At 50.3% G+C, this 25,777-nt stretch carries 22 protein-coding genes and 1 pseudogene; 6 read left to right on the forward strand and 17 right to left on the reverse strand.

Annotated features, from left to right (window positions below; all coding sequences use genetic code 11):
- Positions 1–305 precede the first annotated feature (305 nt).
- Positions 306–524: a BPSL0761 family protein gene (locus ACIO0C_RS16510; protein ID WP_401313800.1), complete on the forward strand. Its 219-nt coding sequence runs from the start codon at positions 306–308 to the stop codon at positions 522–524.
- A gap of 250 nt (positions 525–774) precedes the next feature.
- On the forward strand, positions 775–1,359 hold the full coding sequence (locus ACIO0C_RS16515) for a diguanylate cyclase domain-containing protein (RefSeq protein ID WP_401313801.1): 585 nt from the start codon (positions 775–777) through the stop codon (positions 1,357–1,359).
- Between the two features lie 422 nt (positions 1,360–1,781).
- Here ACIO0C_RS16515 and ACIO0C_RS16520 read toward each other — a convergent pair whose 3' ends face one another.
- The 13 genes and pseudogenes from ACIO0C_RS16520 to antA form a co-directional block, all read right to left on the reverse strand.
- Positions 1,782–2,537 (reverse strand): methyl-accepting chemotaxis protein, encoded by a 756-nt coding sequence (locus ACIO0C_RS16520; protein WP_401313987.1) that lies wholly within the window; start codon positions 2,535–2,537, stop codon positions 1,782–1,784.
- Between the two features lie 102 nt (positions 2,538–2,639).
- Positions 2,640–3,920 (reverse strand): annotated as a pseudogene (locus tag ACIO0C_RS16525) (HAMP domain-containing protein); the annotation flags it as partial.
- 125 nt (positions 3,921–4,045) lie between these two features.
- On the reverse strand, positions 4,046–5,356 hold the full coding sequence (locus tag ACIO0C_RS16530; RefSeq protein ID WP_056854725.1) for a hypothetical protein: 1,311 nt from the start codon (positions 5,354–5,356) through the stop codon (positions 4,046–4,048).
- Between the two features lie 242 nt (positions 5,357–5,598).
- Positions 5,599–7,065, reverse strand: coding sequence for an aldehyde dehydrogenase family protein (locus ACIO0C_RS16535; protein WP_401313803.1), 1,467 nt, complete (start codon positions 7,063–7,065; stop codon positions 5,599–5,601).
- Between the two features lie 110 nt (positions 7,066–7,175).
- Entirely contained in the window at positions 7,176–8,411 is a 1,236-nt protein-coding gene (locus tag ACIO0C_RS16540; protein ID WP_056854724.1) for a dienelactone hydrolase family protein, read from the reverse strand.
- A gap of 23 nt (positions 8,412–8,434) precedes the next feature.
- Complete coding sequence (locus tag ACIO0C_RS16545) at positions 8,435–9,229, reverse strand: SDR family oxidoreductase (protein WP_056854723.1); 795 nt, start codon at positions 9,227–9,229, stop codon at positions 8,435–8,437.
- The gene (locus ACIO0C_RS16550) at positions 9,229–9,819 is read right to left on the reverse strand and encodes a cysteine hydrolase family protein (RefSeq protein WP_401313805.1); all 591 of its coding nucleotides are present in this window, start codon (positions 9,817–9,819) and stop codon (positions 9,229–9,231) included. The genes ACIO0C_RS16545 and ACIO0C_RS16550 overlap by 1 nt, the downstream gene beginning before the upstream one ends.
- Entirely contained in the window at positions 9,819–10,352 is a 534-nt protein-coding gene (locus tag ACIO0C_RS16555) for an aromatic-ring-hydroxylating dioxygenase subunit beta (protein WP_056854721.1), read from the reverse strand. The genes ACIO0C_RS16550 and ACIO0C_RS16555 overlap by 1 nt, the downstream gene beginning before the upstream one ends.
- A complete protein-coding gene (locus tag ACIO0C_RS16560; protein WP_056854720.1) occupies positions 10,342–11,673 on the reverse strand; it encodes an aromatic ring-hydroxylating dioxygenase subunit alpha in 1,332 nt (443 codons plus the stop codon). The genes ACIO0C_RS16555 and ACIO0C_RS16560 overlap by 11 nt, the downstream gene beginning before the upstream one ends.
- Before the next feature lie 18 nt (positions 11,674–11,691).
- A complete protein-coding gene (locus tag ACIO0C_RS16565) occupies positions 11,692–12,636 on the reverse strand; it encodes a PDR/VanB family oxidoreductase (RefSeq protein WP_401313807.1) in 945 nt (314 codons plus the stop codon).
- Positions 12,637–12,760: 124 nt separating this feature from the next.
- A complete protein-coding gene (antC, locus tag ACIO0C_RS16570; protein ID WP_401313808.1) occupies positions 12,761–13,780 on the reverse strand; it encodes an anthranilate 1,2-dioxygenase electron transfer component AntC in 1,020 nt (339 codons plus the stop codon).
- Between the two features lie 19 nt (positions 13,781–13,799).
- Positions 13,800–14,291, reverse strand: a complete 492-nt coding sequence (gene antB, locus ACIO0C_RS16575) for an anthranilate 1,2-dioxygenase small subunit (RefSeq protein WP_401313810.1) — start codon at positions 14,289–14,291, stop codon at positions 13,800–13,802.
- A gap of 4 nt (positions 14,292–14,295) precedes the next feature.
- Positions 14,296–15,699: an anthranilate 1,2-dioxygenase large subunit gene (antA, locus tag ACIO0C_RS16580; protein WP_401313812.1), complete on the reverse strand. Its 1,404-nt coding sequence runs from the start codon at positions 15,697–15,699 to the stop codon at positions 14,296–14,298.
- A 440-nt stretch (positions 15,700–16,139) separates the two neighbouring features.
- On the opposite strand from antA, the gene ACIO0C_RS16585 reads away from it, so the two are divergent.
- From ACIO0C_RS16585 to ACIO0C_RS16600, 4 genes are all read left to right on the forward strand, one after another.
- Positions 16,140–17,150 (forward strand): AraC family transcriptional regulator, encoded by a 1,011-nt coding sequence (locus tag ACIO0C_RS16585; RefSeq protein ID WP_401313814.1) that lies wholly within the window; start codon positions 16,140–16,142, stop codon positions 17,148–17,150.
- Positions 17,151–17,532: 382 nt separating this feature from the next.
- Positions 17,533–18,990, forward strand: a complete 1,458-nt coding sequence (locus ACIO0C_RS16590; RefSeq protein WP_401313816.1) for a flavin monoamine oxidase family protein — start codon at positions 17,533–17,535, stop codon at positions 18,988–18,990.
- A 403-nt stretch (positions 18,991–19,393) separates the two neighbouring features.
- Entirely contained in the window at positions 19,394–20,152 is a 759-nt protein-coding gene (locus ACIO0C_RS16595; RefSeq protein WP_401313817.1) for a hypothetical protein, read from the forward strand.
- A gap of 351 nt (positions 20,153–20,503) precedes the next feature.
- Entirely contained in the window at positions 20,504–20,758 is a 255-nt protein-coding gene (locus ACIO0C_RS16600; RefSeq protein ID WP_401313818.1) for a twin-arginine translocase TatA/TatE family subunit, read from the forward strand.
- 128 nt (positions 20,759–20,886) lie between these two features.
- Here the strand turns inward: ACIO0C_RS16600 and ACIO0C_RS16605 are convergent, their stop codons facing one another.
- The 4 genes from ACIO0C_RS16605 to ACIO0C_RS16620 all read right to left on the reverse strand — a co-directional run bounded on the left by ACIO0C_RS16605 (position 20,887) and on the right by ACIO0C_RS16620 (position 25,553).
- Positions 20,887–21,393 carry a heme-degrading domain-containing protein gene (locus ACIO0C_RS16605; protein WP_056854712.1) on the reverse strand — a complete coding sequence of 169 codons (507 nt, stop codon included), beginning with the start codon at positions 21,391–21,393 and terminating at the stop codon, positions 20,887–20,889.
- A 287-nt stretch (positions 21,394–21,680) separates the two neighbouring features.
- Positions 21,681–23,222, reverse strand: a complete 1,542-nt coding sequence (locus tag ACIO0C_RS16610) for a GMC oxidoreductase (RefSeq protein ID WP_056854711.1) — start codon at positions 23,220–23,222, stop codon at positions 21,681–21,683.
- A gap of 15 nt (positions 23,223–23,237) precedes the next feature.
- Positions 23,238–24,233: a Gfo/Idh/MocA family protein gene (locus ACIO0C_RS16615; protein WP_401313820.1), complete on the reverse strand. Its 996-nt coding sequence runs from the start codon at positions 24,231–24,233 to the stop codon at positions 23,238–23,240.
- Between the two features lie 42 nt (positions 24,234–24,275).
- Positions 24,276–25,553, reverse strand: a complete 1,278-nt coding sequence (locus ACIO0C_RS16620) for a sugar MFS transporter (RefSeq protein ID WP_401313822.1) — start codon at positions 25,551–25,553, stop codon at positions 24,276–24,278.
- Positions 25,554–25,777: the final 224 nt, after the last annotated feature.

Below are 25,777 nucleotides of genomic sequence, written 5' to 3' on the forward strand. Positions count from 1 at the left end.
TACGGCCTACGTGATTACAGCTGTACAGCAGGCTTATTGACAGGTGGACAACTGCAAATCAACAGGTTTGAGAATATAAGATTCTCAAACCTCATGACTTTTTAGCGCCCGGTAACTTGAATGGTGGTACGCCGAGGCGGAGAAGGGGACGATTCACAAACAGAACGGGTTGATCCCTGCGATAGAGTCCATGGGCAGGCTTGTTTTGGGTGTAGGCTGTAGGCGATCTGCCGGGCAAAAACTGCGTCGGCAGCCATCAAGCTTAGAGCGGCTGGACCGTGCACAGTGCGTAATAGGAGGACACCATGACAATGCCGAGCGAGCGCACACGCGCGTTCATCCAGACTCGAGACTTTCTGGTGGCGCTTGCAGAAGATGCCGCGCTGTCAGCGTCCATTCGTCGGCAGGCGAGCCAGCTGTTACGGCATTATCCCAAGGCAAACGAAATCCTGCGGGCAGGACAGCTCGAAGAGCACAGGGTCGACCGACTGACTGAGCCCTTCCTGAGTTCCAGTATCGATTAACCGTGTTGGCCACGCATCGTCGGCCCAAAGTCGCTGATCCGGGCCAAGTGGACAGCGAGAGGAGGCGGCCTGTGAATTATGCAAACGTAGATCCGCTGGTTCACGTTAGTGCCATCCTGAGAACCGCAGCAGGATCTGAAAGCAATGTCTTTTCAACGGAGTCCGAGAAAGCAGGTATCCTGGATCGCCTCCTATTGCCGGCGCTGTCTGACCGAGTCGAGATCACGAGTATTTCACAACCGATGATTTTTTGTTTGAGCGTCAGTTGCGATTAGGGGATATTCTCACTGCAGAAACGTTGATAATCCTCGCAGTTCTCGCGGGGGCATTTGTACTGATGCCGGTAGTGTTGACTCGGCATTTCAAAGCGATCGAAAGAGCAGAGGTTGAACTCGAACGCTCGGCTTATCTCGCAATCCATGATGTTCTAACCCAACTGCCAAATCGCTACCTCTTCGCCGATCGTTTTGATCAGGCCCTCTCAAACTGGACATCGAGCGGGACTGCGTTTGCCGTTTTGTTGCTCGATCTGGATCATTTCAAGGAAATTAACGATAAGCATGGCCATGAGGTCGGTGATCAGGTTCTCGTAGCTGTCGCGAATCGCATGCTTAAGTTCACTCGTTCTTGTGACACCGTCGCACGCTACGGTGGAGATGAATTCGTGATTCTGATCACCGATCTTATCAACCCAGAGAGTGCTGAGCAGTACGCTGAGAGGGTGCTGGAAGCCATTGCGCAGACAATAGCGACAAGCGCAGGAGAGCTATCACTATCGTGCAGTATCGGAGTCTCTCTGTGCCCCATCATGGCCAAAGTCTGGGTTCGTTGCTGAAAGCGGCTGATCAGGCAATGTACGGTGTTAAACAACTGGGGCGAAAAGGCATTGCGATCACTGAGTCCCCTGAAGCTTGAGATGGTTACCCATACTATGTAGCTACCGAACACCCCAGTCGTATGATCAAGGCCAATGAAGCTAAGGAAACCAGCGCATGTGAATATCCTAGAGGGCTCCGATGGCCTTGATGTGTTGGCGCTGATGCGATTTTGACCCAGGTTACTGATTTTTGATGACCCATGGGCATCCTCTGAAATCCCACGCAAGGTCATCGATTGCTGAGTATTCGAATGGGGAAATGACTTCCGGCGGCTTGGGTCAAATTCGCATCAGCGCCAACACAGAACCGATCGCTGTCTTTTGCGGACGTTTATTTTCGGACTGTACTTGGTATCTGCATCTACCAACGCTTGAAATGACTAGACCTTAAACTGACTCACTAAACTTATCTGGTGACTGGCCAACGAGTTGAGACGCGCACTCACTTTAGCTGATTCAGCGGCTTGTCCTGTCAGTGTCTCAGTCACGCTACGTATCGCTGACACGTTTCGGCTTACTTCTTCAGCTACGGAGCTTTGCTCCTCAGCAGCGCTTGCTATCTGCAAGTTCATCTCTGTGATGACACCAACTGCGTCGCTGATTTGTGTAAGGGCGTTGGACGCTCGGATAATTTGAGTAGCATTCACATTTGCCCTTTCACGACTCGAATGCATGGCAGACACAACATCCTGGGTGCTTCCTTGGATACGATCAATGACGATTCGAATCTCCTCCACCGAGTTTTGAGTACGTCTGGCGAGGTTGCGAACTTCGTCCGCCACGACCGCAAAACCACGTCCGCTCTCGCCCGCTCGTGCAGCTTCAATTGCTGCATTGAGGGCGAGGAGGTTGGTCTGTTCTGCAATGCTGCGAATGACTTCCAGCACAGTCCCGATTTCTACGCTGTGAACCGCCAGAGTTTCGATTTCACCGACCGCTCTGCTGACATCCTCAGCCAAGGCTTTAATGTCCCGAGCTGTAGTTTCGACTATTTTCATACCTTCTCGGGCGGATTCGTCAGCGCCGGTAGCTGCTGTGGCCGCATTGGCGGCGCTGGCAGCAACGTTTTGAGCGGTAGCGCTCATTTCGTGTGACGCTGTAGCTACCTGCTCGATCTCACGATACTGCTGCTGCATTCCTTCACTATTCAGATGCGCTATTTGGGACGATTTATCAGCAGTCGTGCGAGCGTCGGTGATACTGGTTTTGATGAGGGCGATGGTAGGCTGAAGCTTATCTAGAAATTTATTGAAGTTGCTCGTCAGAGCGCCCAGTTCGTCTTTACGGCTGTAATCAAGGCGCCGTGTTAGATCCCCGTCACCGCTAGCGATGTCTTCCAGCATCTGAGCGACACGATTGATAGGCTTAGACACGCCCGACGCGGTTAACCACAAAACGCCCATCCCTAAGAGTCCAGCGCCAATTGAAACAAGTAAGGTCATCCAGGTACCACTACGTTGTGAGTCGTTGAGCATTGATTGCATTTTCAATGCGTCTGCAAGCAACACGTCTCTGGGAACGTCCACTAAAACTCCCCAGGCTGGCACCCCCTCGACCGGCCTCACCGGATAAATTGCTCTGATTAGGCTTCCCCGTGCAACGACCGTGGCCGTACCCGCTTGAGTCAGTTGGAGTATTTCCTGCCCATACTCGCCAAGGCGCGTTTGAATCAAATCTCCAATACTTTTAGGGTTATCACTGTTAGCTGCAAGGATACCTTGGCTCGATACAATCAGAACATGACCTGCACCATTAAACAGCTCAGCTCCAGCCTGCTCAGCGTTTACTTGGAGCGAACTTAAGGCAAGGTCTACACCTGCAACACCTACGATCGTCCCGTTTATATTGATGGGGATGGCAACAGTCGTCATGAGTACGGTTTCGGTGCCGACCATTCCAGCGTAGGGCTCTAATAGGCACTGCTTGCCCGAGGCTAATGCGCATCTGTACCACGTATTAGCTGGTGCACCAGCTGCGTTCGCATCCTCCTTATTCAAGTCGGCTTCTGTGATAGCACTGTGGATGTCGGCCCCACCGAAACGGCTCCAATAAGAACCAAACCGGCCTTGTTCATTCGATCCGCGGCCCGTGTCATTCACAAAAGCTTGGTCGTTTCCATCAAGAGCATTAGGTTCAAAAACACCCCATACCCCTAAGACAGATTTGTTGCGTTTGAATGCCCTTTCTATAGCCCTAGTGGCTTCTTCGCGGATGGCAGCGTCGGATATGCCGAGCCGTTTCGCAGCGCTGCCTAGATTGGAAAGCTGTTCAGCCATGTCGTGCGCGAGCATGACGTCCGAAGAATAAAGCTTTTGCAGGAGAGCGGCTTTCTCAGCTGCTTGGGCGAGCAGGAGTTGTTCAGTGCTTTGTGTTAGAGCGCGTTCGCTTTCATGACTGACCAGAACATTGTTCGAACTGCTCTGGTAAATATTCATGCAAACAAGGGTAATAACTACGGCTGCGAGTGAGAGGCCAGCCAGGAGAGTAATTCTAAGCCGAATGGATAGAGAGTTGGACATACTAATGCTCGCATTTAAGTATTGGAACACGTTGCTTCGGTATGCCCACTGATGAGAATAAAACTTTCAAAGCGCGGGGCAAGTTTTTTTAAAAAATGACGGGTCGGTTAGAACCCGTCACCTCACTAGAATTTCACTTGGAGAATGAATTGTGAGTATACGTTGGTTCGGTTGTCACCCAATTGAGAGCCGCCGCTTTCAATATCCTTGTCAGGTTTATAGAAGCCAACTAGGGGGATTGCTGAAATATGGTCCGTAACCTGCCACATGGCATACACATCTAGCTCTTTGCCGTCGAGATTTGAGAATGCACCAGCTGTGGAGCTTAAGGTATCAAATCGATAAGCCAATGCGCCTAATGTGAGTTTGTCCGTAGGGGTCAGCGTCAAGCCGACTTGCTGTATACGTGTATTGGTACTGAAGGGGCCTGAGTAGTTGCTAGCAACCTCTCCTTGGAACCAGGTTCCTAATGCCCTGAAGTTACCATAGAATAAAGTGTCGTACCCCTCGGAAAAACGGCTGAAACGATAGCTTACATAGGGGCGCCATGCTATATCAGAAAAAGTCCATCCTGCTTCCGTGTACCAGGCATTCTCGTCGCCAGTTGAGTTTCTATGTTGTCGCGCATACTCGCCGCTTAGAAACAAATTTGGATGTCCTAGATTGCCCTGCGCTCGCACAGATACCGTTCGGGTGCCTTTACGATCAATGAAGTCAAAGGCTTCGTCCGTATCTGTTACTTTCAAATATGTCAGCCCCACGGTCCCTAGGGCATTTACATTTTCAAGCGTTCCCGCAACTATTTCTGCTTTACCCTGAGCTGGGTTATCTGATTTGAGCCACATCAAATCGCTGCGGAGGCCTTCTTTGCCACCTATTTTTATGACGGCTGTCTCATCAAAAGCTTTTCGACCCGTAAGATAATAGGCCCCCCCTCGGTTGAATTTCCCATCTCCAAAAGACTTACCAAGGTTTAGCGCATCTCCAGCAATAAGGAAACCGTCACCAACGATGACATTTTGGCGGCCAACTGAAAGATCTAGGCCATCCTTACCAAGCAGCGAAAAAGCATTTCCTGATTTCCAGCCAAGGTAAGCGTCTTCAATCTTGGTGGTCCGTTCGGTTCCATCCGTCCAGCCTGCCGCATCGCCTTGTCCGTATGTGGCACTAGACAACCAGTTTAGCGCCCCATAAGTACTCTGCTCTGCATCACCTGTTGCAAACCAGCCGCTGAATCCATATTTTGCATAAGATTCTTGCCAGTCTTTTGATCCTGTTTTGATGTCACTGGATTGGGCATAACTTTTACGGCTATGAAATGCCCCTAAGGCCAATTCGAAATCCGCGTTCACAGCACCTTTATCTGACGAATATAACTCATAGGCTTCAGCTTTTAAGGAGGTCTGAAGTGCGGCGAGCATTATCAGAGTTCCCATTTTTTTATTATTTCTGACCACAGTTTGTACTCCGGGTAAGTTTCTACGCAATGTAGAGCGGTAAATGGAGTTAAAGCAGAACGGCAGGATTGGGATCCCTGGAATTTTAGAAAGTCCGAGACAAAGCTGATGTACTTGCTGCCTTCTGATTTTATTATTTTGAAGCAGCACCCGGCGATGCGGGCGTAGGAGTTTTATAGAAAGCCCCAGCCGATGGCGGTGGGGCTATTTATTGTTCCACTTTAGATAGGGAAGGCACGCTCGCCGAGTTGTAATGTGACCCATTTCAATTCGGTCATGTCGTGGATCGAATAACGACCATTTTCTTTGCCGTGTCCGCTCTCCTTAAATCCTCCGAAAGGTGCGTTCGGATCGTCGTCAAAAGAGTTGTCGTTGATGTGAACTGAGCCTGCTTCAATCCGAAGTGCAAAATCAAATGCTTTCTGAAGGTCATTGGTCACAATGCCGGAAGAAAGTCCGTAGGATGTGTCGTTCGCAAGCTCGACTGCGTGCTCGAAGTCTTTGGCCATATAAATGGAAACCAAGGGTCCAAAGCTTTCCTCGTTGTATACAGCCATTGATGGTTCAACATCGGTCAGGACGGCAGGCTGGAACAGATTTCCTTGATACTCTCCACCGGTTAGCAACGTCGCACCTTTGGACAGGGCATCATCGATCTGAGCACGGATGAATTCGCACTGTTTGGAGTTGATCAACGGACCGACTATCGTTGAAGGATCTTTTGGATCACCGCAACGAATGGAGCGGACTTTCTCAACGAATGCAGCACAGAATTTTTCGTAGATCGCTTCTTCAACGATAATCCGAGAGTTAGCCATGCAAACCTGGCCTTGGTTGAAGAAAATGCCGAAAGCAGCGGCACTCACTGCGTAATCAAGCTTGGCGTCATTCAGGATTACGATAGGGCTCTTACCACCAAGCTCCAGAACGATTCGCTTCTGGAATTTCCCAGCAAGCTCAGACAGGTACTGGCCAACTTTCGCTGATCCCGTGAAAGTCACCATCTTGACGCGTTTGTCTGAGAAGAACTTATCACCCAGTGCTTCATTGGTGGTCGGCAGCACGTTGAAGACACCAGGTGGAACGCCTGCTTCTTCGAGAATTTCAGCAAACAGCAACCCAATCAGTGGCGTTTGCGGTGCCGGTTTCAGCAGGAATGCGTTGCCAGCGGCCAAGGCGGGGGCGAGTTTTTTCCCGTTTAACAGCAGCGGCGCGTTGAACGGGCCGACCCCTGCAATGACGCCAAGTGGCTGGCGAATGGACATTGAGATACGCCCAGCACCGTCAGCTGGCATGGTCTCTCCGCGTATGTCTCGTGCTTGTCCTGCTGCGATGCGGAATGCGCTGACCATGTAGTCGCATTCGAACATCGCTTTGCCGAACACATTGCCGCCTTCCTCGATGAGGATCTTCGCGATGTCACCGCGACGGCGCTCGATGATGTCCGCAGCACGGCAGAGAATGGCCTCTCGCTCTTTTGCAAGCGTTTTCCCCCAGGCCTTTTGCGCCTCGAATGCAGCCTCAATAGCGCTGTCGATGTCAGCCGCTGTCGCAAGCTTGACGCGAGCAATCGCTTGTTGGTTGTAGGGGTTGATCACGATCTGCTCTGGTTGGTCGTCGCTCTGCCAGGATTTACCATTGATATAAGGGTGGTAAATTTTCAGGTCTTTTATGGCTAAGTCGCTCATTGCAGCCCACCTATGATTCAAGTTTTACACGGAGAAAATGTTGCGAAACGTCGCGCCAAATTACTGGAGCCTGGTGGTCATCCGGTTACGGGGCCCCCGAGACCTTTGCGTCAGACGGGTTCGCTGTTCTTCCAGTTATCCATCAACGTGTTTGAGGGGAGCGACTCGTCCAGGAGCTTCTGTGCGGTGATCACCCCCGCAATCGGCAACCCCTCAGGGTTCAATAGGCCAATCTGGACCAGCACGCTCGCTTGGTCCCAGTAGATGTGCTCGTGGTACAGCTTGTCACCTCGGAATCTAACTACTCCCAGCATGGGAATTTCGACATATTTGCCTGTAGGGGCCACATTAGGGATCAACCAATCGATCTCCGTGGTGTGGGTAAAGCACATGATAAACTCATCGACAATCTGAAGTGCGCCCACTGTTCGCGACAGAGGAATGAGTTTCATATCCGGTGGGTTTCCGTGAACAAAGTGGTGCTGGTAGAAGCGGCTTAGCTCTTTGCTTCCGACCCCACCGGTCATCGTTGGGATGTGGTTGACGTATGGCTCAGCCACCATAGTCGCCATAGTCGCCGGAACGTCTCGCGTGTCGAACTCGTGCTTAACGTGCTCGTCCCACAAATCAGAAAGGTTGAAGTAAGGGCCTATCTCACGCTTCAATGCGGCGATAGTTCTCTCGTGCGCCATGAGTGCAGCAGGTTTGTCAAAGTGGACACTGCCAGCGCGAGCAAATGCGTGATCGACATTTGGATAGGTGTAGATTTCTGCACATTTGTTACCCTTTAGCGCCGCATTAATTTTCGAGCGCGCCTCTGTGCCACAATATGCATCGTTTTCGGCAAAGTGCAGAACCAGTCGACCGGTAACTTCGCCCACTTCGTCGAGATACTCTTCGATTCCCATGCCGTAATACCCGACCGAGCAAGCTGCACGGGTACGTGTAGCTGTCAGGTAGGCTAGCTTACCGCCCATACAGAATCCCACATAGCCGAGGCCGTCGCCTTCGACTTGATCCAAGGATTCTAATTTGGCAAGGCTTGCAGCAATATCACGAACAGCCAGATCTACATCCATACGCTGGAAGAGGTCGATTGCTTTAGTGAAATCTTCTTCCGTGTAACCCAGGTCCACATCTCGCTCCAATCTCCAAAAAAGATCTGGCACTAGCGCGACATAGCCCTCTTCGGCGTAGAGGTCAGCGACTGCACGCATGTTAGCGTTGACACCGAAAATTTCTTGGCCAAGAACAACCCCAGGCCCCTTTCCGCTGGCGGGTACAGCGAGATAACCGCGAAACGATTGTTCTTTATCCAGGGTTTGGATGTCGATGAATTCGCCCATTATTTGTGCTCCTCTGAATTTAACTATTCGGAATCGGAATGACGCTGAAACCAGACGCGGGGCGATAGCCCTCTGTCCGGGCCAAGGATTGAAAATCCCCCATCGACTGGCACGTCCACACCAGTCATCCAAGAAGCTCCAGCGGTGCATAGAAACGCAACAACGTTACCGACCTCTTCACCGCGCCCTATCCGACCGAGTGGGTGGAAATCAGCACCCACGCGGTCCGCAAGCTCGACGTCGTTATTTGTCAGGCCTGCGACGGCGGGGGACCAAGTCCAGGCTGGGGATACGCTGAGAACACGGGTGCCTTTATCGGCCAAACTCACTGCGAAATTTTTTGTTAGCTGAAGCATTGCCGCTTTCGAGGCGGGGTAGAGTGCTCGGCCTGCTGCACCGAATTTCCCTCCGGTGCTCGTGATGTTCACAATGGTGCTTCCAGGTCTTAAAAGGGGAGACACTTTCTGCACAAACATTGCCGCGGAAATCACATTCACATTTAAGCTTTTGTGCCAGTCTTCGCGAGAGGACTCGATACCGTGATCGATATAAATACAAGCGTTGTTGACAAGAATGTCAATTTTCCCGAATTCATTGATCGTGTTATCGATGCACGTGTCAATGTCTTCATCGTTTTCGACATCGCACTCGGTGTAAGAAGCGCATGGCCCGAGTTGTTCGCAAAGTTCACGTCCAACGACCGCATTCCGACCCACAAGCATTACTTCGGCACCTTGTGCCAGCATGACCTTAGCAATATCTAGACCAAGTCCTTGAGTGCTCCCAGTTATGATTGCAACTTTTCCTGAAAGGCTCATTATTGCACCTCAATTAATTGGCGGACGCTGGAAATTTTGGCGATCAAACTCATGCTTTTAAGTGATGCTTCATGGGTTGCGGGATCAGCAGCCGAACATGCGTCAGAGGGAACCACTACGTTGTATCCACAATCCACAGCGTGCCTTACCGTACTCTCTACAACTGAGTGAGTTGCTACACCTGCAATAATCAGCGTTCGAGCGCCAAGCATGTGCAAGAGTGCCTCCGCATGCGTACCATAAAAAGCATTGATACGCTTGTGAGTAATTACAAACTCCTTCCCATTTTCGTGCGGGCTTAGACAATCCAAGAACTCGGCACCCCATGATCCATCTATTACTGCACCTATCTTTTTTACGTTTTCCAAAATCGGGGCGTTGGCAATCAAGTCGGAATAATTACCACGATATGCAACACGCGCGTGGATGATAGGCCAGCCGTTGTTACGAGCAACGCGTAGCAATTCGGTCGCAGCTGAAATCAGATTCGCGCGCCCCTCTCCATCAGAGTCTAGACCTACCTTGATCCGCCCATCCGCATGGAGGACGTCATTCTGGTAATGGAGAGCAATTACGACTGGCCGATCCATTAAACGAATACCTCCAGATTAGCGAATACGTCGTTGCAATTGACGAGGTCAACTCGCTTAAGCTTGATCTTCCAGCCGTCAACCTTGTTGCCGATAAGTTTGTAGGTATAACGTCCGGCGAGTTGACGCTGGTCGAGACGCCATTCGGTGGCTTGAAAAGAGGCACTTACGACAAGGAAGTCGTCTGCATCCAAGCCTTCGATGCACACGTTACCTACCAGGTGAGCCGTTTGAGTCTGTGGCTGCTGTGACCAGTTGCGAGCATTTTCCACCCGACGTATGCGAGTTTCACGCAGCATGCGGTTCTCCCAAAAGAGGGAGATGTGATCAAACGGGTTCACCTGATTGTGCTTTTGAGGTACCCAGTACATTCCGTCATCGGTGAATAGTTTATCCCACTCCCAAAACTTCCAACTGTCTAGAAGTCGAGCTTCCTTAAAGATAAACCGCTCGATCGAACGCAGGGTTTCTTCATCAACAATTGTAGCTGTCAGGTCGTCGGTTTTTACGTTGAAAGAGCGGTCAAGCAACATTATTGCTCTCCTTGGCGATGATGGTTCCAGTCATAAACTTCTTCCAGGCAGCAAACTGATTACGCATTGGAAGCTCACTTGTTCCATTGGTTGATACCGCACCATCTTCGAGAACTTTATCTGTGCCGACATAACGGTGCATGCTGATCCAGCTACCCCCTCTGGTCATGTTGCCTTCTTGGCAGCGTGCATAAACTTCAACGTCGTCTGGCATCACGTTGGAAGAAGGGGAGTTGATGACATTCGCGTAAGTAAGTGCACGGTCGAACACTACATCGGGTGCACCTTTGCAGCGGAAGGTCTGTATTTCGACCATGGTCTTATCGACCGAGACGGGACGAATAACCCGGAATTGCATGAATACGGTATGAGGCGAACCACTCCCGTAAATCACGGTGTTATGACGATTCATACCCATGATGTCACGAGCCCGATCTGCCCCGTATGCTTCACTCAGGCATTCGAAATGCGCACGCGATACTTCGTCCCGCTCAGCGGCGCCCGGATCGAAAATCGCTTCCATGTAGCCGTGGCCGTTGTGGTAAGCGCGAAGCTCCAATTTTTCCCAGAAGTCGTAGGGCTCGCCATTGCCGTCCATGATCAGGAGTTCGAACGGCATTTCGCCAATCGCCTCGGCTTCCTCACGCGCAGCATCAACGGATGACTCATGGGTTACACGAGCATGCATGGTGTCATGGAGGTTTTCGTAGAAAACTTTCCAGTTGGAGCGTTGCTGTACTCGAAAAATCCCACCGGCAACTTCAAGCTCACCGACAGGGGAGCGGTCGCACATGTTGTCAATTGACGTCACGACACCGCCGAGGAAAGTCTTAAGATCTTCGCCGTACGAAGCCTGGCTCGCGAATACAAAGCCGCGATAGCTATCAACTCGAGCCACGCTGACCATAGAGAAATCAGGGTGTTTAGGGTCATAGCAAGTTCCTTCGAATCCGCTCTTCAACGGGGCCGACAAGTGCGAGCCATCCAGCTTGAATGTCCAAGCATGGTAGGGGCAGCGGAAGAATTTGCCGACGTTGCCGTCACCGTCCGCGACTAATTTTGCCCCTTTGTGCGGGCAGCGGTTGTAGTGAACGTTCACCTGTCCATTCGGTGCACGGACCATTACAACATCTTGATCGCCAATACGAGTGGTGTGGTAATCACCTGGGTTTTTGACTTGGCTTTCGTGGCCCACATAAATCCATGCGTGGCCATAAATTCGCTCCATTTCAAGTTGAAAAAGAACAGGGTCGGTATAGACACTCTTATGCACACTATCTTCTCGAATCAAATCCGAGATTTGTTCATTCGTAGGAATCATTGTTCTCTCCGTTGCTTATTAGAGGTCAAGTACCAACTTGGAAGTTTTGGCACGAGAAACACATGTACAGAAGGCGCCGCTGGATCGCTCGCGATCAGATAGGCATATGTCACGGTGATCGGCTTCACCATCAATGATTTGACTCACACATACACCACAGTCGCCGCGTCGGCAGTCAAACATCGGATCTAAACCTGCTTCAATCATCACATCCAGCAGGTTTTGGCCCGCATTAACTGCCAGTGTCACGCCACTTGCGCGAAGTTCCACTTCAAATGCTTGATCACCTTCCTCTTCAAGGGATCCGGCGAAAAGTTCGTAGTGGACGTGTTCTTCGAGCCAGCCGAGCTCCCGAGCTATTTGGATCACAGAGGTGATCATCTCTGTTGGGCCGCATATGTATAGGTGAGTTCGTGCACCGGGGTTGGCTAAAACCGTTGATGCGGGAAAACGTTTAGTTGCATCTCCGCCGCTGATCCAACACCGACTTTTGTCGAAACACTTAACTTCGTCTAAGTAAGCCATGTCCACTGCATCACGGCCTGCGTAATGCAGGGTGAAGTCTTTTCCGGACTCCGTCAACGCACGACCCATGCTCAACATTGGTGTGATGCCAATACCTCCTGCAATGAGCAGGTAGTGCTCAGCGTCCTCTATTAGAGGGAAGTGGTTACGAGGTGGGTCGACCTCAATAACTTGGCCCTCTGTGAGGCTGTGCACCCACTTTGAACCACCAGTACTCTTGTCATCGAGTTGTACCGCAATTTCATAGTGGTTATGCGCCGACAAATTCACGATTGAATATGCGCGTTTCTGCTTCCGCTCACCAGGAATATGCAGCTCTAGATGCGCGCCTGGGGTGAATTCAGGCAGCTTTTCCCCATCATTGGCTGTAAGCACAAGTCGCCGAATGCGGGGAGTAAGAGCTTCAATTTTTTCTACTTTTAATGATAATTTGGACATAGGAAACCTGCGCATATAACAAGCGATCATTAAATTTAACTGGTAGTCCGGTCCCAGTGATTATTTTTAACGATGTTTCTCAATCAGTGGAAGAATCAGCAAATAAGCCAAGGCCTAAAATAGATTAGGTATTGCTTTCGGTGAACTTTTCAAAATACATCCGGACTGACGTTAGTTTTTTATCCTGGTGCCATTTCTTTATGGACTCCACCATTGGGGGAGGGCCGCACATGTACATGTCAAATGGTGTGTCAGACGTTTCGTACGGCAGGAGATGCTCAGGAATAAACCCCTTTTTCCCCGGCCACTTCTCATCCGCATCGCTAAGAACCGGCGTGAAATCGAAGTGTCTAATTTTTTTCTTGTATGCCTCGATGCGAGGTATTTCGCACAAATCTTGTTCGGTCCGAACGCCATAGAAGAGGTGGATTGGGAAACCTGAGCCGCCTTTCTGCGCCAACTGATCGAGCATGCCCAGAAAAGCGGAAAGGCCTGTTCCGCCTGCGGCCATTATCAGCGGACGGTCAATATGCCTCAGATAAAAGGCTCCCAATGGCGCCTCCATCTTGATCGTATCGCCAACTTTGCAACGATCTCGCATATAGTCTGTCATCACGCCACTGGACAAGAGGCGTACCAAAAACTCAAGAGTCCGACTTCCAGGTGCACAGGCGAATGAATAGGAGCGGCTGTGCTCGGTATGCGGAACTTGAATCCGCGCATACTGGCCCGGGAGATAATTCAAAGGAGCTGCATCGGACCCTATTTCGACCTTCAGTATCGCAGTGCTCTCAGATACCTGAATTACTTCAGTGACGGTAGTTGTTACTTCAGCTGTTCCTTGGCTTCCACAGAGGGTCGAGTCGAAATCAAAGTAGAATGACGCGTCAGACTGCACTCTCGTCTGGCAAGACAGGACCTTACGCTCTGCCAGATCCTGCTCCGAAAGAGCCTCCTCATCCACATAGTCTTGAGTGTAACTACCCGATTCGCAACGGCCTTGGCAGGTCGCGCAAACCCCTTCGCGGCAATCCAAGGGGATCTTGATTCCACTCTTGAGTGCAGCATCTAACAAAATTTCGTTAGGCTGGACGGGGCAAAACAGGGTCTTGCCGTCAGCGAAGTTCAACGCAACCTTGTACATGACTTAACCTTTCTGCGACTCAAATGTGGTAGAAATCCAGCACCGAATTGATCATGTCATTCAGTAGCACTGTATGTTTCTTTGAAATCAACCAACTATCACCATGGGGCCTGAGTGTGTAAGTCGCTCGCCCGTAAAACTGTTCAGACGTCGACTGTCGGTAATATAGAGTCTGCCAATTCACACGTACTTCGAGTTCCCCACCTTCCAGTGGGTATATCCGGACGTTACTAATCTGATGCAAAGTTCTTGGCATTGGCGTCGCAGATGCGGCTTTACCCGTGCGAATACGAAAAACACGGTCTTCCAGGCCCCCGCGATTCGGATAGTAGATCAATGACATTCCGCGTTTTGGGTCTGTGGTGTAAACGTGTTCAGAGTCCCACTGCGGCAGGTGGAATACGCTATCTTCACTGAACAGCGCCAAGTATCCATCCCAATCTTGGGCGTCGCAAAGCTCTGCTTTTTTGAACAAAAACTGTTCAATCTGGTACTGAAGTTCGAAGTTCATCTGCTTACACCTCTTTCAGTTTCAGCGCTTCGGCGTCGGCCGCTTTACGCGCGAGGCCATCAAGCAGAAATTTCTGCCAGTTTCCATGTTGGTTGACATACAAACCTTCATGGGTGAACTCGGCACCGATCATCGCGGGTGAAATCCCGATGGTCTCAGTGTTTTTAGTCGGACCAGTTGTCCACTTGTCGCGACCTCGGGAAATGTCACTCCAGCGCTCAAGACGGGCTTGGAAGCCGCGCTGGGCTTCACGAAACTCTACAAGGTCGTCCGGCGTGCCCATTCCGGAAACGTTGAAGAAGTCTTCAAATTGGCGGATACGATTTTCGCGGTCGGCATCGGACTCTCCCACCACGCCTAGGCAAAAACTGTTGATTTCCGTCTTGTCCCAAGCGATTGGACGGATGATCCGCAGCTGCGAGCTGATCTGATCCAGGAAAAACATGCTTGGGTAAACGTTCAGATTCCTCAGGCGATGCATCATCCATTCAGCTTTGTCTTGGCCATGCTCCTCGACCAACCGGGGCATGATGGTGGCGTAGCCTGGGCGAACCTCTGGATTTGGCATATCGCTAAACAGGACGCTATGCCCGTTGTTGAATGCGAACCAACCATCATCAGTTTCGCTATCGCCAGCCCCCAATTTGCTGTAATCGAGGGTATCGCCGGAGTCAACGCCTTTAGACGCGTTAACTTGCTGCCGATGTTGTACGGTCGACACATAGTTGTAGTGGACGGTGCTTACGTGATAGCCATCGAGACCATTCTCATTTTGCAACTTCCAGTTACCATCGTAGGTGTACGCCGATTTCCCAGGAAGAACCTCCAGTTCACCTGTAGGAGATTGGGCGACCATCATGTCGAAGAACACTTTTGCATCACCCAAGTAGTCTTCAAGGGAGTCCGTGCCCTGTACGTTTAGGCTGACGAATACGAAGCCCTTGTAACTTTCAATGCGAGCTTTCTTTAAGCCGCGAGTAGCCTTGTCAAAGTCTTCGCCGTATTCAGTCGGAGCTTTTACCTTGACGAGTCGACCATCGCTTTTGTAGCACCAGGCGTGGAAAGGGCAGGTAAATGTCGATTGGTTCCCTTTCCCTACGCGAGTCAGAGTGGTGCCGCGATGTTGGCAGGCATTTATCAACGCGTTCAACTTGCCTTCGCCGTCGCGCGTAATAATTAGCGGCTGGCGTCCTGCACGCATTGTTACGAAGTCATGTTTGTTCGCGATTTCGCTTTCATGGCATGCGTAAATCCAATTCTTTTCGAAGATTAATTCCATTTCTAGGTCGAAAAGTTCTGGCTCTGTAAACATGTCGCGAGCAACGCGGTAGATGCCTTCTTCACTTCGGAAGTCCAGGCAACTTTCGATATATTCTTGCCATTGGCTAGTATCACGCATACGGCTCATAAGTAGATCCTCAATCGTGCGGCTATGCAGGGTTCCCATTAGAGGGGGCCAGCCGCGATTGGTCTATCCGATTTGTATATGACTTAAGTCCGCTATTTGTGATCGATAAGTTAGGCAGATTTACACATCTATATGTCGACGATGATAATGATAATCATTGGAGGTTCCAGTGTTACTTTCTAGTGTGTAGAATGGTGATCTTCCGGACGTTTCTTGGTAACAAGTGGTGCGGTAAACGGTTGTTTGTGCTCTAACTTGGTGCAATGATTGTTACTGCCCGTGGCTTAATTGACTCCAAAAATGGTAGCTATCCGTTTAGTCGGATGATGCTGTCCATATTGGCAGAATTCTCCGTTTGCCTAGCTCTGTGGCATACGTCTTGCTCCCCAACAGAGACGCGCCGAAAGGTGGACGTCGTCCGTAATCGTGGAGCCTTGCTAATGACTGATTCTCAAGTCGTTACCCATAGTGATATCCGAATCAATAGCTATGACATGGCAGGAGCCCGAGCATGGATGGAGGAGGTATGCGGCCCCCATAGTCTGCAGAGCGCCCAACCTGATCGGGTGTCTTTCCGGCATAGTGCGAGAGTCTTTAGGTCGTACGCCACAACGCTGGGCACCATGGAGTATGGGGCTGATGTCCGAATTGGAGTCGAAGGATCCGAACATTTGGCTAGCTACAGTTTAAGTTTGCCTCTAGGTGGAGAGCAGGAGTTGCTCTATCTTGGAAATCGTATTCACTCGAATCGGAACATTGGTGTCATCGTCTCGCCATTTCACAGCCAGGAGCTATCCATGGCAGGTGATTGCAAAAAACTCTCTGTTGTTATCCCTCGCGTAACAATGAGGCTGGCTTTAGAGGACATTCTCAAACGCCCTGTTGAAATCCCTATTAATTTTGACCCCGTGATGGACGGGCAGATCGGTGCCAGCGCTTCTTGGTGGCGTTTGATAGGGCACTTCGTCTCGGAGCAGGAGGTTGGAGGCGCTGCATTCGATCAAACGCTGTTTTCCAGAGATATTGAAGCGTCACTCGTCCGAGGCCTTATATTGGCCCAAAAAAATAACTACACCGATGAAATTCAGGAGTGTTTGATCGGGAGGCTGCCAAGTTATTTGTTGAAGGCTAAAGATTTTATTCACGCCAATGCGCGTGAAGATATCTGGCTCGAGGATATTGAGATCGCAGCAGGGGTGTCGAGGTTTAAACTTTTCGATGGGTTTAAAAAGCATATGGGTATGTCCCCTATGGCCTATCTTAAAAAGCTACGTCTCTCTGAGGTACGCAAGAAGTTACTAAAAGGAGGGCGGGGAATCAATATTTCAACCGTGGCAACTGAATGGGGTTTCAATCATTTGGGGCGGTTCGCAAGTGAGTATAAAAAACTTTTCAACGAGATGCCAAGTGAGACAATGCATCGAAACGATAATAGCCGATCCCACATGTGATGGGTTCGTAGTTTGACTGTGCGCTATTGGCTTTTTTGTTTTTTAGAGTAGCCTGGCTGATTAAAGATTCCAGGCTATTTTTTCGACCATTATTTGTGCTCGTCACTTATATTGTCTTAATTGATATGAAGATATTTTACATGTGATCCGTATATTTTGGGGTTATGCAAATTTTTCGGATTATTTTGCTGAGTTTTTGGATTGTACTGATTGTTCGTATAATGTGGAATAGATCTGCGCGGTCGTATGAGATGAAGGAGGGCTTCCATGCGGTTTCCAATGTTCGATACGCCCGTGAGGCATTAAAGTATAAAAAGGCCGACGCTTCTTTCATTGGTAGCCGAAGCTAGGCGCGTGTTTATCTATGGGTGCGAGATTAATAATGTCAACTAACGATAAAGATCCAGAACAAAAAACACCTTTGCAACTGAGCCGGCGTAGCACTTTGTTGGGTATGGCTCTGGGTGCAACAACGTTAGCGGCCTCTTCTCTGGTGCGTGCAGCCGCATCCGACAGTAATAAAACCAGTCAACATACAGGTAATTATGATGTGATCATCATTGGTGCAGGTATGGCGGGCTCAACCGCAGCTCGCGAATTGGGGGCTCAAGGTAAAAAGTGTTTGGTATTGGAAGCTCGCAATCGCCTAGGTGGTCGTACCTGGACGGCTGATATTTTTGGTCAGCAGTCTGAAGTTGGAGGCCAATGGGTCCATTGGTATCAGCCTCACGTTTGGGCAGAAATGAAGCGGTATGGGCTTGAGATTGATGAGACCCCGGGTGCGAACCCTACCTATGGTACGGTACTCATCAACAATGAGCTGAAAAACATCGACCCCGCCGAATCCTTTGCAATGTTGGATAAAGGCATGAAGGTTTTCTGCGGCGATCTGATCAATGCGTTCCCAAGGCCCTATGATCCGAATTTTGATCCGAGCTTCTTGAAACATGACGATATCTCCATCGCTCAACGTCTGAAGCAGATCGATCTGGATATCACTACCCATACGATCCTTGAATCCTTCTTCGCCACGGCAGTAAGTGGCAGCCTGGAAACTGCGGGCATGTTGGATCAGATTCACTGGTACGCCCGCGCAGACAATGACATGGGCAGGCTTCTGCGGGCTTGCACCCAGTACTACATTAAGTCGGGTACATCTTCGCTTATCAATAGTATGCTGAATGAGAGCAAAGCGGACGTACGTAAAAGCATGCCTGTCCGTAAAGTCGAGCAGAATGCAAGCGGTGTCACGGTAACTACTCAAAGCGGAGAGGTTTTCAAGGCCAGTGCTTGCGTGGTCGCTATGCCGATGAATTGTTGGAATGACATCGAATGGTCTCCTGCATTGCTGCCAGGCAAAGTTGCCGCGAGCAAAGAACGCCATGTAGGTGCCGGCTTTAAGCTGAAGATCAAAGTCAAAGGAAACAAGGGCGCCTACCAGAGTCTGGCCGGGGTAGGGCACCCGGTAAACATGGTGTACACCGATCATTTCTATGACGATCACACTACGCTTTTCTGCATGGGATACCCGACTCCTGGCTTTGACTACAACAACAAAGATCTCGTGCTCAAGGAGGTCGAGAAGCTGCTGCCTGACGCTGAAGTTCTGGATACGTTCGCTTATGACTGGAACAATGACCCTTACTCCAAAGGTAGCTGGTGTGACTATAAGGTAGGGATGTGGAGCAAATACGGAGCTGACATGCGGAAGACCGAGGGTCGGATCGTTTTTGCAGGTTCAGATGTTGCGGATGGATGGCGTGGTTTCATCGACGGAGCCATCGAGACAGGGCTCCGTGCTGGTCGAGTCACTTCCGAGCTACTTACTAGCAAGGCGTGATTAGATTCAGTTTTATGACAGTCGTGATCGCGCTACTTCCTTGCAGCGCGGTTGCTAGTCAGATGGAGTGTGACCCCGTGCAAGTCGAGCGGAGCTGGAGTCAGTGCTCTGTATGTCATTCGGTAGTTAAGGGAGATGACACCAAGTTCGGTCCGAACCTCCATGGAGTTTTGGGGCGGATTTCGGGAGCCTTTCCGGGATATGTTTTTTCTACAGCAATGACACAAAGCCGCCTAAAATGGGCACCTAGCACGATTGACTTGTTTTTGACTGATCCACAGTCCTTGGTTCCTGGCAATGGTATGCCCTACGGTCCGATATCGGACCCCGGTACGCGTGCTGCAATAATTTGCAAACTCGCGAATTCTAATAATTAGCCTCTGGCTGCAGAAGGGATTAAAAAATGAATCCAGCTCTCACTCATTTCACGCGAAATCGTTTTTTATTGCTGCTAAACATTTTGGCAGTATTCCTTTGTTTCAACACTGTCTACCTAGCCATCCAAGCAGGCAGTTTTGAGTACGAAGCCACGGGTAACATTGTTGGTCAACTCGATGTTGGTGTCGCCGGTTCACCGAACCTCAAGTGGATGATGCTCAGCGACATGTTTGGCTTCTATCTTTTCAGCATACCCTCAGGATTGTATCTCTGGTTTGCGCTCAGAGAAGATCGACCGTATTTGCTATCAGTCTCCACGGTCGCAGGTATCCTTTTCGGATTGGTAGGTGCCATCGGCGCGGCGATCCTTTCTGTTGTCTGGCCAGTCCTGACCGTTTTGCACGCGACGTCCAACGATCCCGCTGCTCAACTGGTTACCCAGGAAATTTTCCGGATACTGACAATGGCTGTTCAGGACGGTATGTGGGGTCGATTGGAGTTTTTCTTGTCGGGCGTATGGTATCTCGGTCTTTCGATAATTTTGTGGCGGCACAAAAAAGCTTTTGCAGTCGTGGTGTTCCTCAATGCTGTTTGCGCCTTGGTTTCGAGCTTCGGAAAAGTGCTTGATATGGGCGAGTTAGCTGGTTTAGCACTAACAGGCGTAACTTATGTCACGCCGCTGTTCTACATTTGGCTTGGTGTTATAGCCTGGCGTGGGCCCGTCGCAAATGTAGCGAAGAAATCGGAAACAGTAAGTTCGAATGGCGTTGCACATGGCTCTTGATGTGTAGTCAAAAGTTTGCATCAAAGTTCGTGAGTGGAGATCAGGGAGCCTAGTTCCAGCAGGGCGCCATAACAAATGTTTTTTTGGAATGCAAGAGTCGCGTTGTAGCGACTCTTGCTAAATGGGTTTCATCTTACTCCTTTGGTGGTAGTGCCTTCAGCTATCGAAGGCACTTTTTTTGGTGCGAGTCATTACTATGTAAAAATATGAACTTAATTGTCGTTTCTTCTCCAAGAGCGGCTCTACTTTCGAAACTAATTGTTGATTGTTCTGAGTTATTTCCCTTAATTGGATGAGGCTTTGTTCTCGTCTAAACTTATTAAATAACAGTTCAGGTTAAAGGTGGATGAGATGGGTATCATGGATTGGAAGCATTGGATCGTAATATTGATAGTTGTGGTTTTGGTCTTCGGCACGAAGAAACTTAAAGGGTTGGGTGCCGATGTTGGTGAGACGATTAAGGGTTTTCGAAAGGCGATGAATGATGATGACACTGCCCCTGATAAAACCCAGGCTCAACCATCAATCAGAGCTCAGTCACATCAGACAGCTAGTACTTCGAGCTATCAGAATGCTGAGACTTCTATCCGCGCCGCTACTGAGTGATTGGTAGTTGATTTTTACGCGTGAGATTAGAACACTGCTGTCGCACTAACAAGGATTGCAGCGGACAAATGCTCATGCCTAACCATTAACTCCCTACAAGAGGCAGGTTTCCTCTACGGTAACTCTTTCTAGGCGACGTCTTTATCTGATAAAGCAAACTCTGCTTGATCATATCCGAGCAGATTGCAAAGTACTTCAACGATGATTTGATGATCTTGACGGTCAGGCAGGCCCGAAACAGTCACGCTGCCGATAACCCCAGCTCCTTGAACAATGATTGGAAAGCCCCCACCACAACTGGCGAAATCAGTAGGGGAAATATGGTAGCGCTGCAGAATGTCCTGCTCCTCAATAGCGAGCTGGTGGGCGACTCGATAAGTGCTGCAGAGGAAGCGTTGCACGGTGTTCGTTTTTCGCCGTACCCAGTCGTGATTATCCGAAGTCGCCCCGGGCCTGGCCGCAAAAAATAATGCACGGTCGAATCGTCTTACGTCGATTACAATTGGCAATTCCTCATTTACTGCCCGTTCGTGCAGTAGCGAGCCTAGCTGCCACGCCGTGTTTTCATCGAAACCGCTGAACTGGAGCGCTTCTTCCTGTCGAACCAATAATGCGAGTTCTTCCTTCAAATTCATTGCAGTACCTCCATCGGTACAAGGGCGCTCAATGAGTTGGATCGCCTTTGGTTTCAGCGGATGTAACTCCCTCCATTAACGTCCTATGTCGCGCCTTTCAGCGAGGCCCGCCATTTACGCAAAACCAATGCTACGAGCTAAGCGACTTCTTCAGGTTCTGCCATTTCATCGATTGGAAAATCAGCGACAGCTGCCGGCTTACCATGGGAGGCAGAGAAGCTCTTTGGCGGAGGGCCTCGCAGGACACGCCGATAGCCATTGACATTCAAAGGCTATCTGGCGCTTTTTTAGGACATTAATGCTTGTGATTTGAGGTCAGTAACAGCCTTTAAGTCTACAAGTGATATGTGTTCCGCCACTCTTAGAGCCTGAGCTGCAATCGTTAGCGAGGGGTTCACTGCGGCAGAAGTCGGCATGAAGCTGGCGTCGACGACAAACAGGTTCTGGTGGTCGTATGAGCGGCAGTAGATATCCAGCGGCGCGCTGGCAGAATCATTGCCCATTCGGATGGTTCCGCACTGATGCGAAGGCGTGCGTTTATCAAACGGGCGCGTGAGAACAATAGGGAATCCCGCCTCTTTGAGAACTTTTTTGAACGTGTTGACGAGGGTTAGGTGGGCATTCCAGTTGGTACGCTCCCAGGTAAGAACAGTGCGATCGCCTTCAACGGTCACCCGGTTGGTGGGCGAGGGGAGATCCTCACTCATTGCGTAAAAGTCCACGCAGTGACGGCTGAATTTATTCAGTATCCATTCCGGGACAAGCGGCATGCTTCCTTTCAGAATCGCACCGGAAATCCTGCCTAAGAGCTGAATATTCCCCAAGGGATATCCACCATTGCTGTCGGAAAGGTAGAAATCGTCAATTCCAAATGATTTCTGATAGATCGAGCTGTTCACGAAGCTCGGGCTAAAACCGATCACAGCTGAAGCATTATGATTCATAAAATTTCGGCCGACTTGGTCAGAGCTATTTGCAAGACCTGCAGGGTGATTGCCATCCGCTGACCTCAGGAGCAAAGCAGCCGACTGAACTGCTCCGGCGCTAAGGATGACCAGTTTGGCTTTCATCTGATGAACAGCGCCATCCTTTCGAAATTCAACGGCAGTGATAGGGCCATTTTTTGTACATGTCTTCAGTGCAACGACAGCTGCCCCCGTTATAAGGCTGACGTTTTCGTACCCGAGCGCAGTATTGAGTGCAGCAGTTTCAGCATCCATTTTCCCCTCGTTGCTATGAGGGTGGGCGTCCCATGGGGTGGCCCGATTTGCTATCCAGCGATCAATGTCTACGCCGAGGGGCAACGAATAGGGGTGAAGCCCCTTGGCTGACAGCCGGCTCCGAACTTCAGAGATAGATGGCTCATCTGGTACAGCCGGATAATCATATGGGCGCGAGTGGAACGGCTCGGTTGGATTCTGGTGAAGCGCTCCCCGAACTTTGTAGAGTGATTCTGCGCGGCTATACCAGGGCTCCAACTCCTCATAACTGAACGGCCACGCAGGAGATACCCCCTCCTGATGTTCCATTTCCTCAAAGTCTTCTTTTCGGTACCTTGCTAACACGGCGCCGTAGAACTTCGAGTTACCACCCACGTTGTAGTAGTTGCCAGGACTGAATGCTTTGCCGTTCTCCTCGTACCAAACCTCTTTTGGACGGAAGAATTGCTTCTGGAAAATAGCTCGTTGGTCTATGTGCTCAGGACAGTTATTCAGGTGTTCGCCAGCCTCGAGGATTGTGATGCGGGCACCGGAGGGGGCAAGCCCGGCTGCTACTGTCGCCCCTCCTATGCCAGATCCGATGATGATGATATCAGGGCACTCTTTCATGCTGCCTCCGACGGTTCAGCCGTGAGCTACTGGAGTGGCTCGGCCAGATTGTGCGGCCTGAACGACGGCTATGCCGGTGGCCAATGACCAAATGCCGTCGTGCCCTGTCGCTGCAGGTTGCGCGCGCCCGGCTACAGCCTCACCGAATTGGCGGAACCCGGACTCATAAAGATTGACGTGCTCCAGAATCATCTTGCGTGTTCCTTGGGCGTTAACCAAAGACACTTCACCCACTGGTTTTTGAGTCATCACATTACGCGCTACCAATGTTCCTTCGGTGCCAATAATTTCCAACCCGGTGTCTGCGTGCTTAGCGGTGAATGAGTCATGAAATTGAGCGATCAAGCCAGACTTGAAGCGCATGACACCCATGACAGAATCGGCTAACCCTGTTTTGCTCAGGACGCCCGTTTGAGTAAAGGCCGTGACCTCTACAGGATCATCATTCAGGATGTAGCGTAAGGTATCCGCATCATGAACAGTGATGTCCAGGATGACCCCACCACCTTCGGCTCCTTCGGCGATCCGCCAGCCTTGCAAGTGAGGTGGAAGAGATACTGCGTGAAACACTCGTGCTGCCAGCGGTTTACCGATCAGGCCACTTTGGACGGCTTGCCGCATTGCGGTATGACTAGCTGCATTGCGCAGGTGGTGATTGGTAGCAAAAACCAATCCAGCATCTTGCGCCGCTTTAACCATCTCATGTGCGTCTTCAAGGCTTAGCGCCAAAGGTTTCTCGCACATCACGTGCTTGCCTGCACGTATTGCGAGCAACGCTTGCTCTTTATGGAGGTGATTTTTTGTGGAGATATATACCGAGTCCACATCGGGATTCTCAAGCAGTGCATTGATGTCACTGCTGTATTGAACGATTTCGTTGCTTTGTGCAAATTCCTTCGCTCGCTGATCGTCAGCGCTGACGACTGCAATCACATCATCTCCGACAGCGCGGATAGCCGAAATCACCCATTCCTTGGCGATGGTGCTTGCACCGATTAGTCCCCATTTCATCGTTTATTCCTCTTGTAGTTGTTAAATGTGATCTTGAGAGATTCAGCGTACAGCTCGGCGGGTGTAACAGCCGTACAAGGCAATGGCGGTGTAGCAGATGGCAGGAACAACCAGTGAGAAGGAGAGACTGGTCATGTCGGCAGTCAAGCCTGTTAGCGGCGGCACGATGGCACCTCCAACAATGGCGCAGCAGATCAGTCCTGAACCTTCAGCGGCGCGTGAGCCCAGGCCCTCGGATGCAAGAGCGAAAATCGTGGGAAACATGACGGAGTTGAAAAGGCCGATGGCAAGGATCGCCCATCCTGCGGTAGAGCCATTGGAGTTAGCGGCGACAGTGATCAGGGCAATTACCACAGCTGCGGCGGCTGCGAGGATCTTGCCAGGGGCAAAGTGACGAAGAAGCGCGGCACCAATGAAGCGACCAACCATGGCGCCGCCCCAGTAATAAGCAACGTGTTTACCTGCTAGTTCTGCATCGAAACCGAAGGTCGATTCTTGCATCAGGAAGTTAGTGAGCAGACTTCCGATTGCAACTTCCGCCCCCACATAAAAGAAAAGGCAGGCAGCTCCGAATGCGAAACGAGGTTGCTTGAGAAGGTTCAAGGCTGCAAGCGGGTTGGAATGTTGAGGGCTTGTGCTCGCCGGAATCTGCTTGCGTTGATGCCAGACAATCATCGCTACGATGAAAAGGGCAATAGCAATGCCAGCGTAAGTGCTGCTGATTACTTCTGCTTCTTTGGCCAAGAACTCAGAAAGCGCCGCTGGAGATAATGCGGAAGCGTCCACTTCGTTGAGAGTGCCCAGGATCAAGATAGCGCCCAAATATGGAGCGACTGTGGTACCCAGCGAGTTGAATGCGTGAGCAAACGTGACTCTACTGTGCGCAGTCTTCGCAGGCCCGAGCAGGCTAATAAGCGGGTTGGAGACAACCTGTACCACAGTCACGCCAATTGCCAGAATAAACAACGCACCCAGAAAGGCGCCGAAGATGCCAGCCTGGGTCGCAGGGATAAATAGCAAGCAACCTGCTGCCATCGTGAGCAACCCGACAAAAGCAGCCCGCATGTAACCAATCTTGGCTATCAGCAGTCCGGCAGGGATTGACGCAATAAAATAGGCAAGAAAGAAGGACGACTGTACGAGCATCGCCTCTGCATAACTTAGGCTAAAAAGGCTTTTCAGTTTTGGGATCAACACATCATTTAAGCTGGTGATGCTTCCAAATATGAAAAATAGACAAAAAACGAAAAAGCTAAGTCTTTGTACATTGCTATTGGCAAAAGTTTGAGACTCTTTCTTTGCTACATATACGCCTTGCATAATATCCACTCCCTATATTTTCTTGTAGTAGGAAAGGAAATTTCGGTTGTGCGTAGTCTCGAGCTCTGAACGTTCAGAGACCGTGGAGCACTTCCAATGTGAATTTTTTGTAACGATCGGACGCAGATTCTGCTTATGTAGGATCTGACAATTTGTCCGACTGGTGGGACAGATTGAACTCTTTGCATCGCGGCGGATTAACCATTTGATTACCTATTGATAGT

This window comes from Pseudomonas sp. NPDC087336, from assembly GCF_044744285.1.
Lineage (GTDB): Bacteria > Pseudomonadota > Gammaproteobacteria > Pseudomonadales > Pseudomonadaceae > Aquipseudomonas.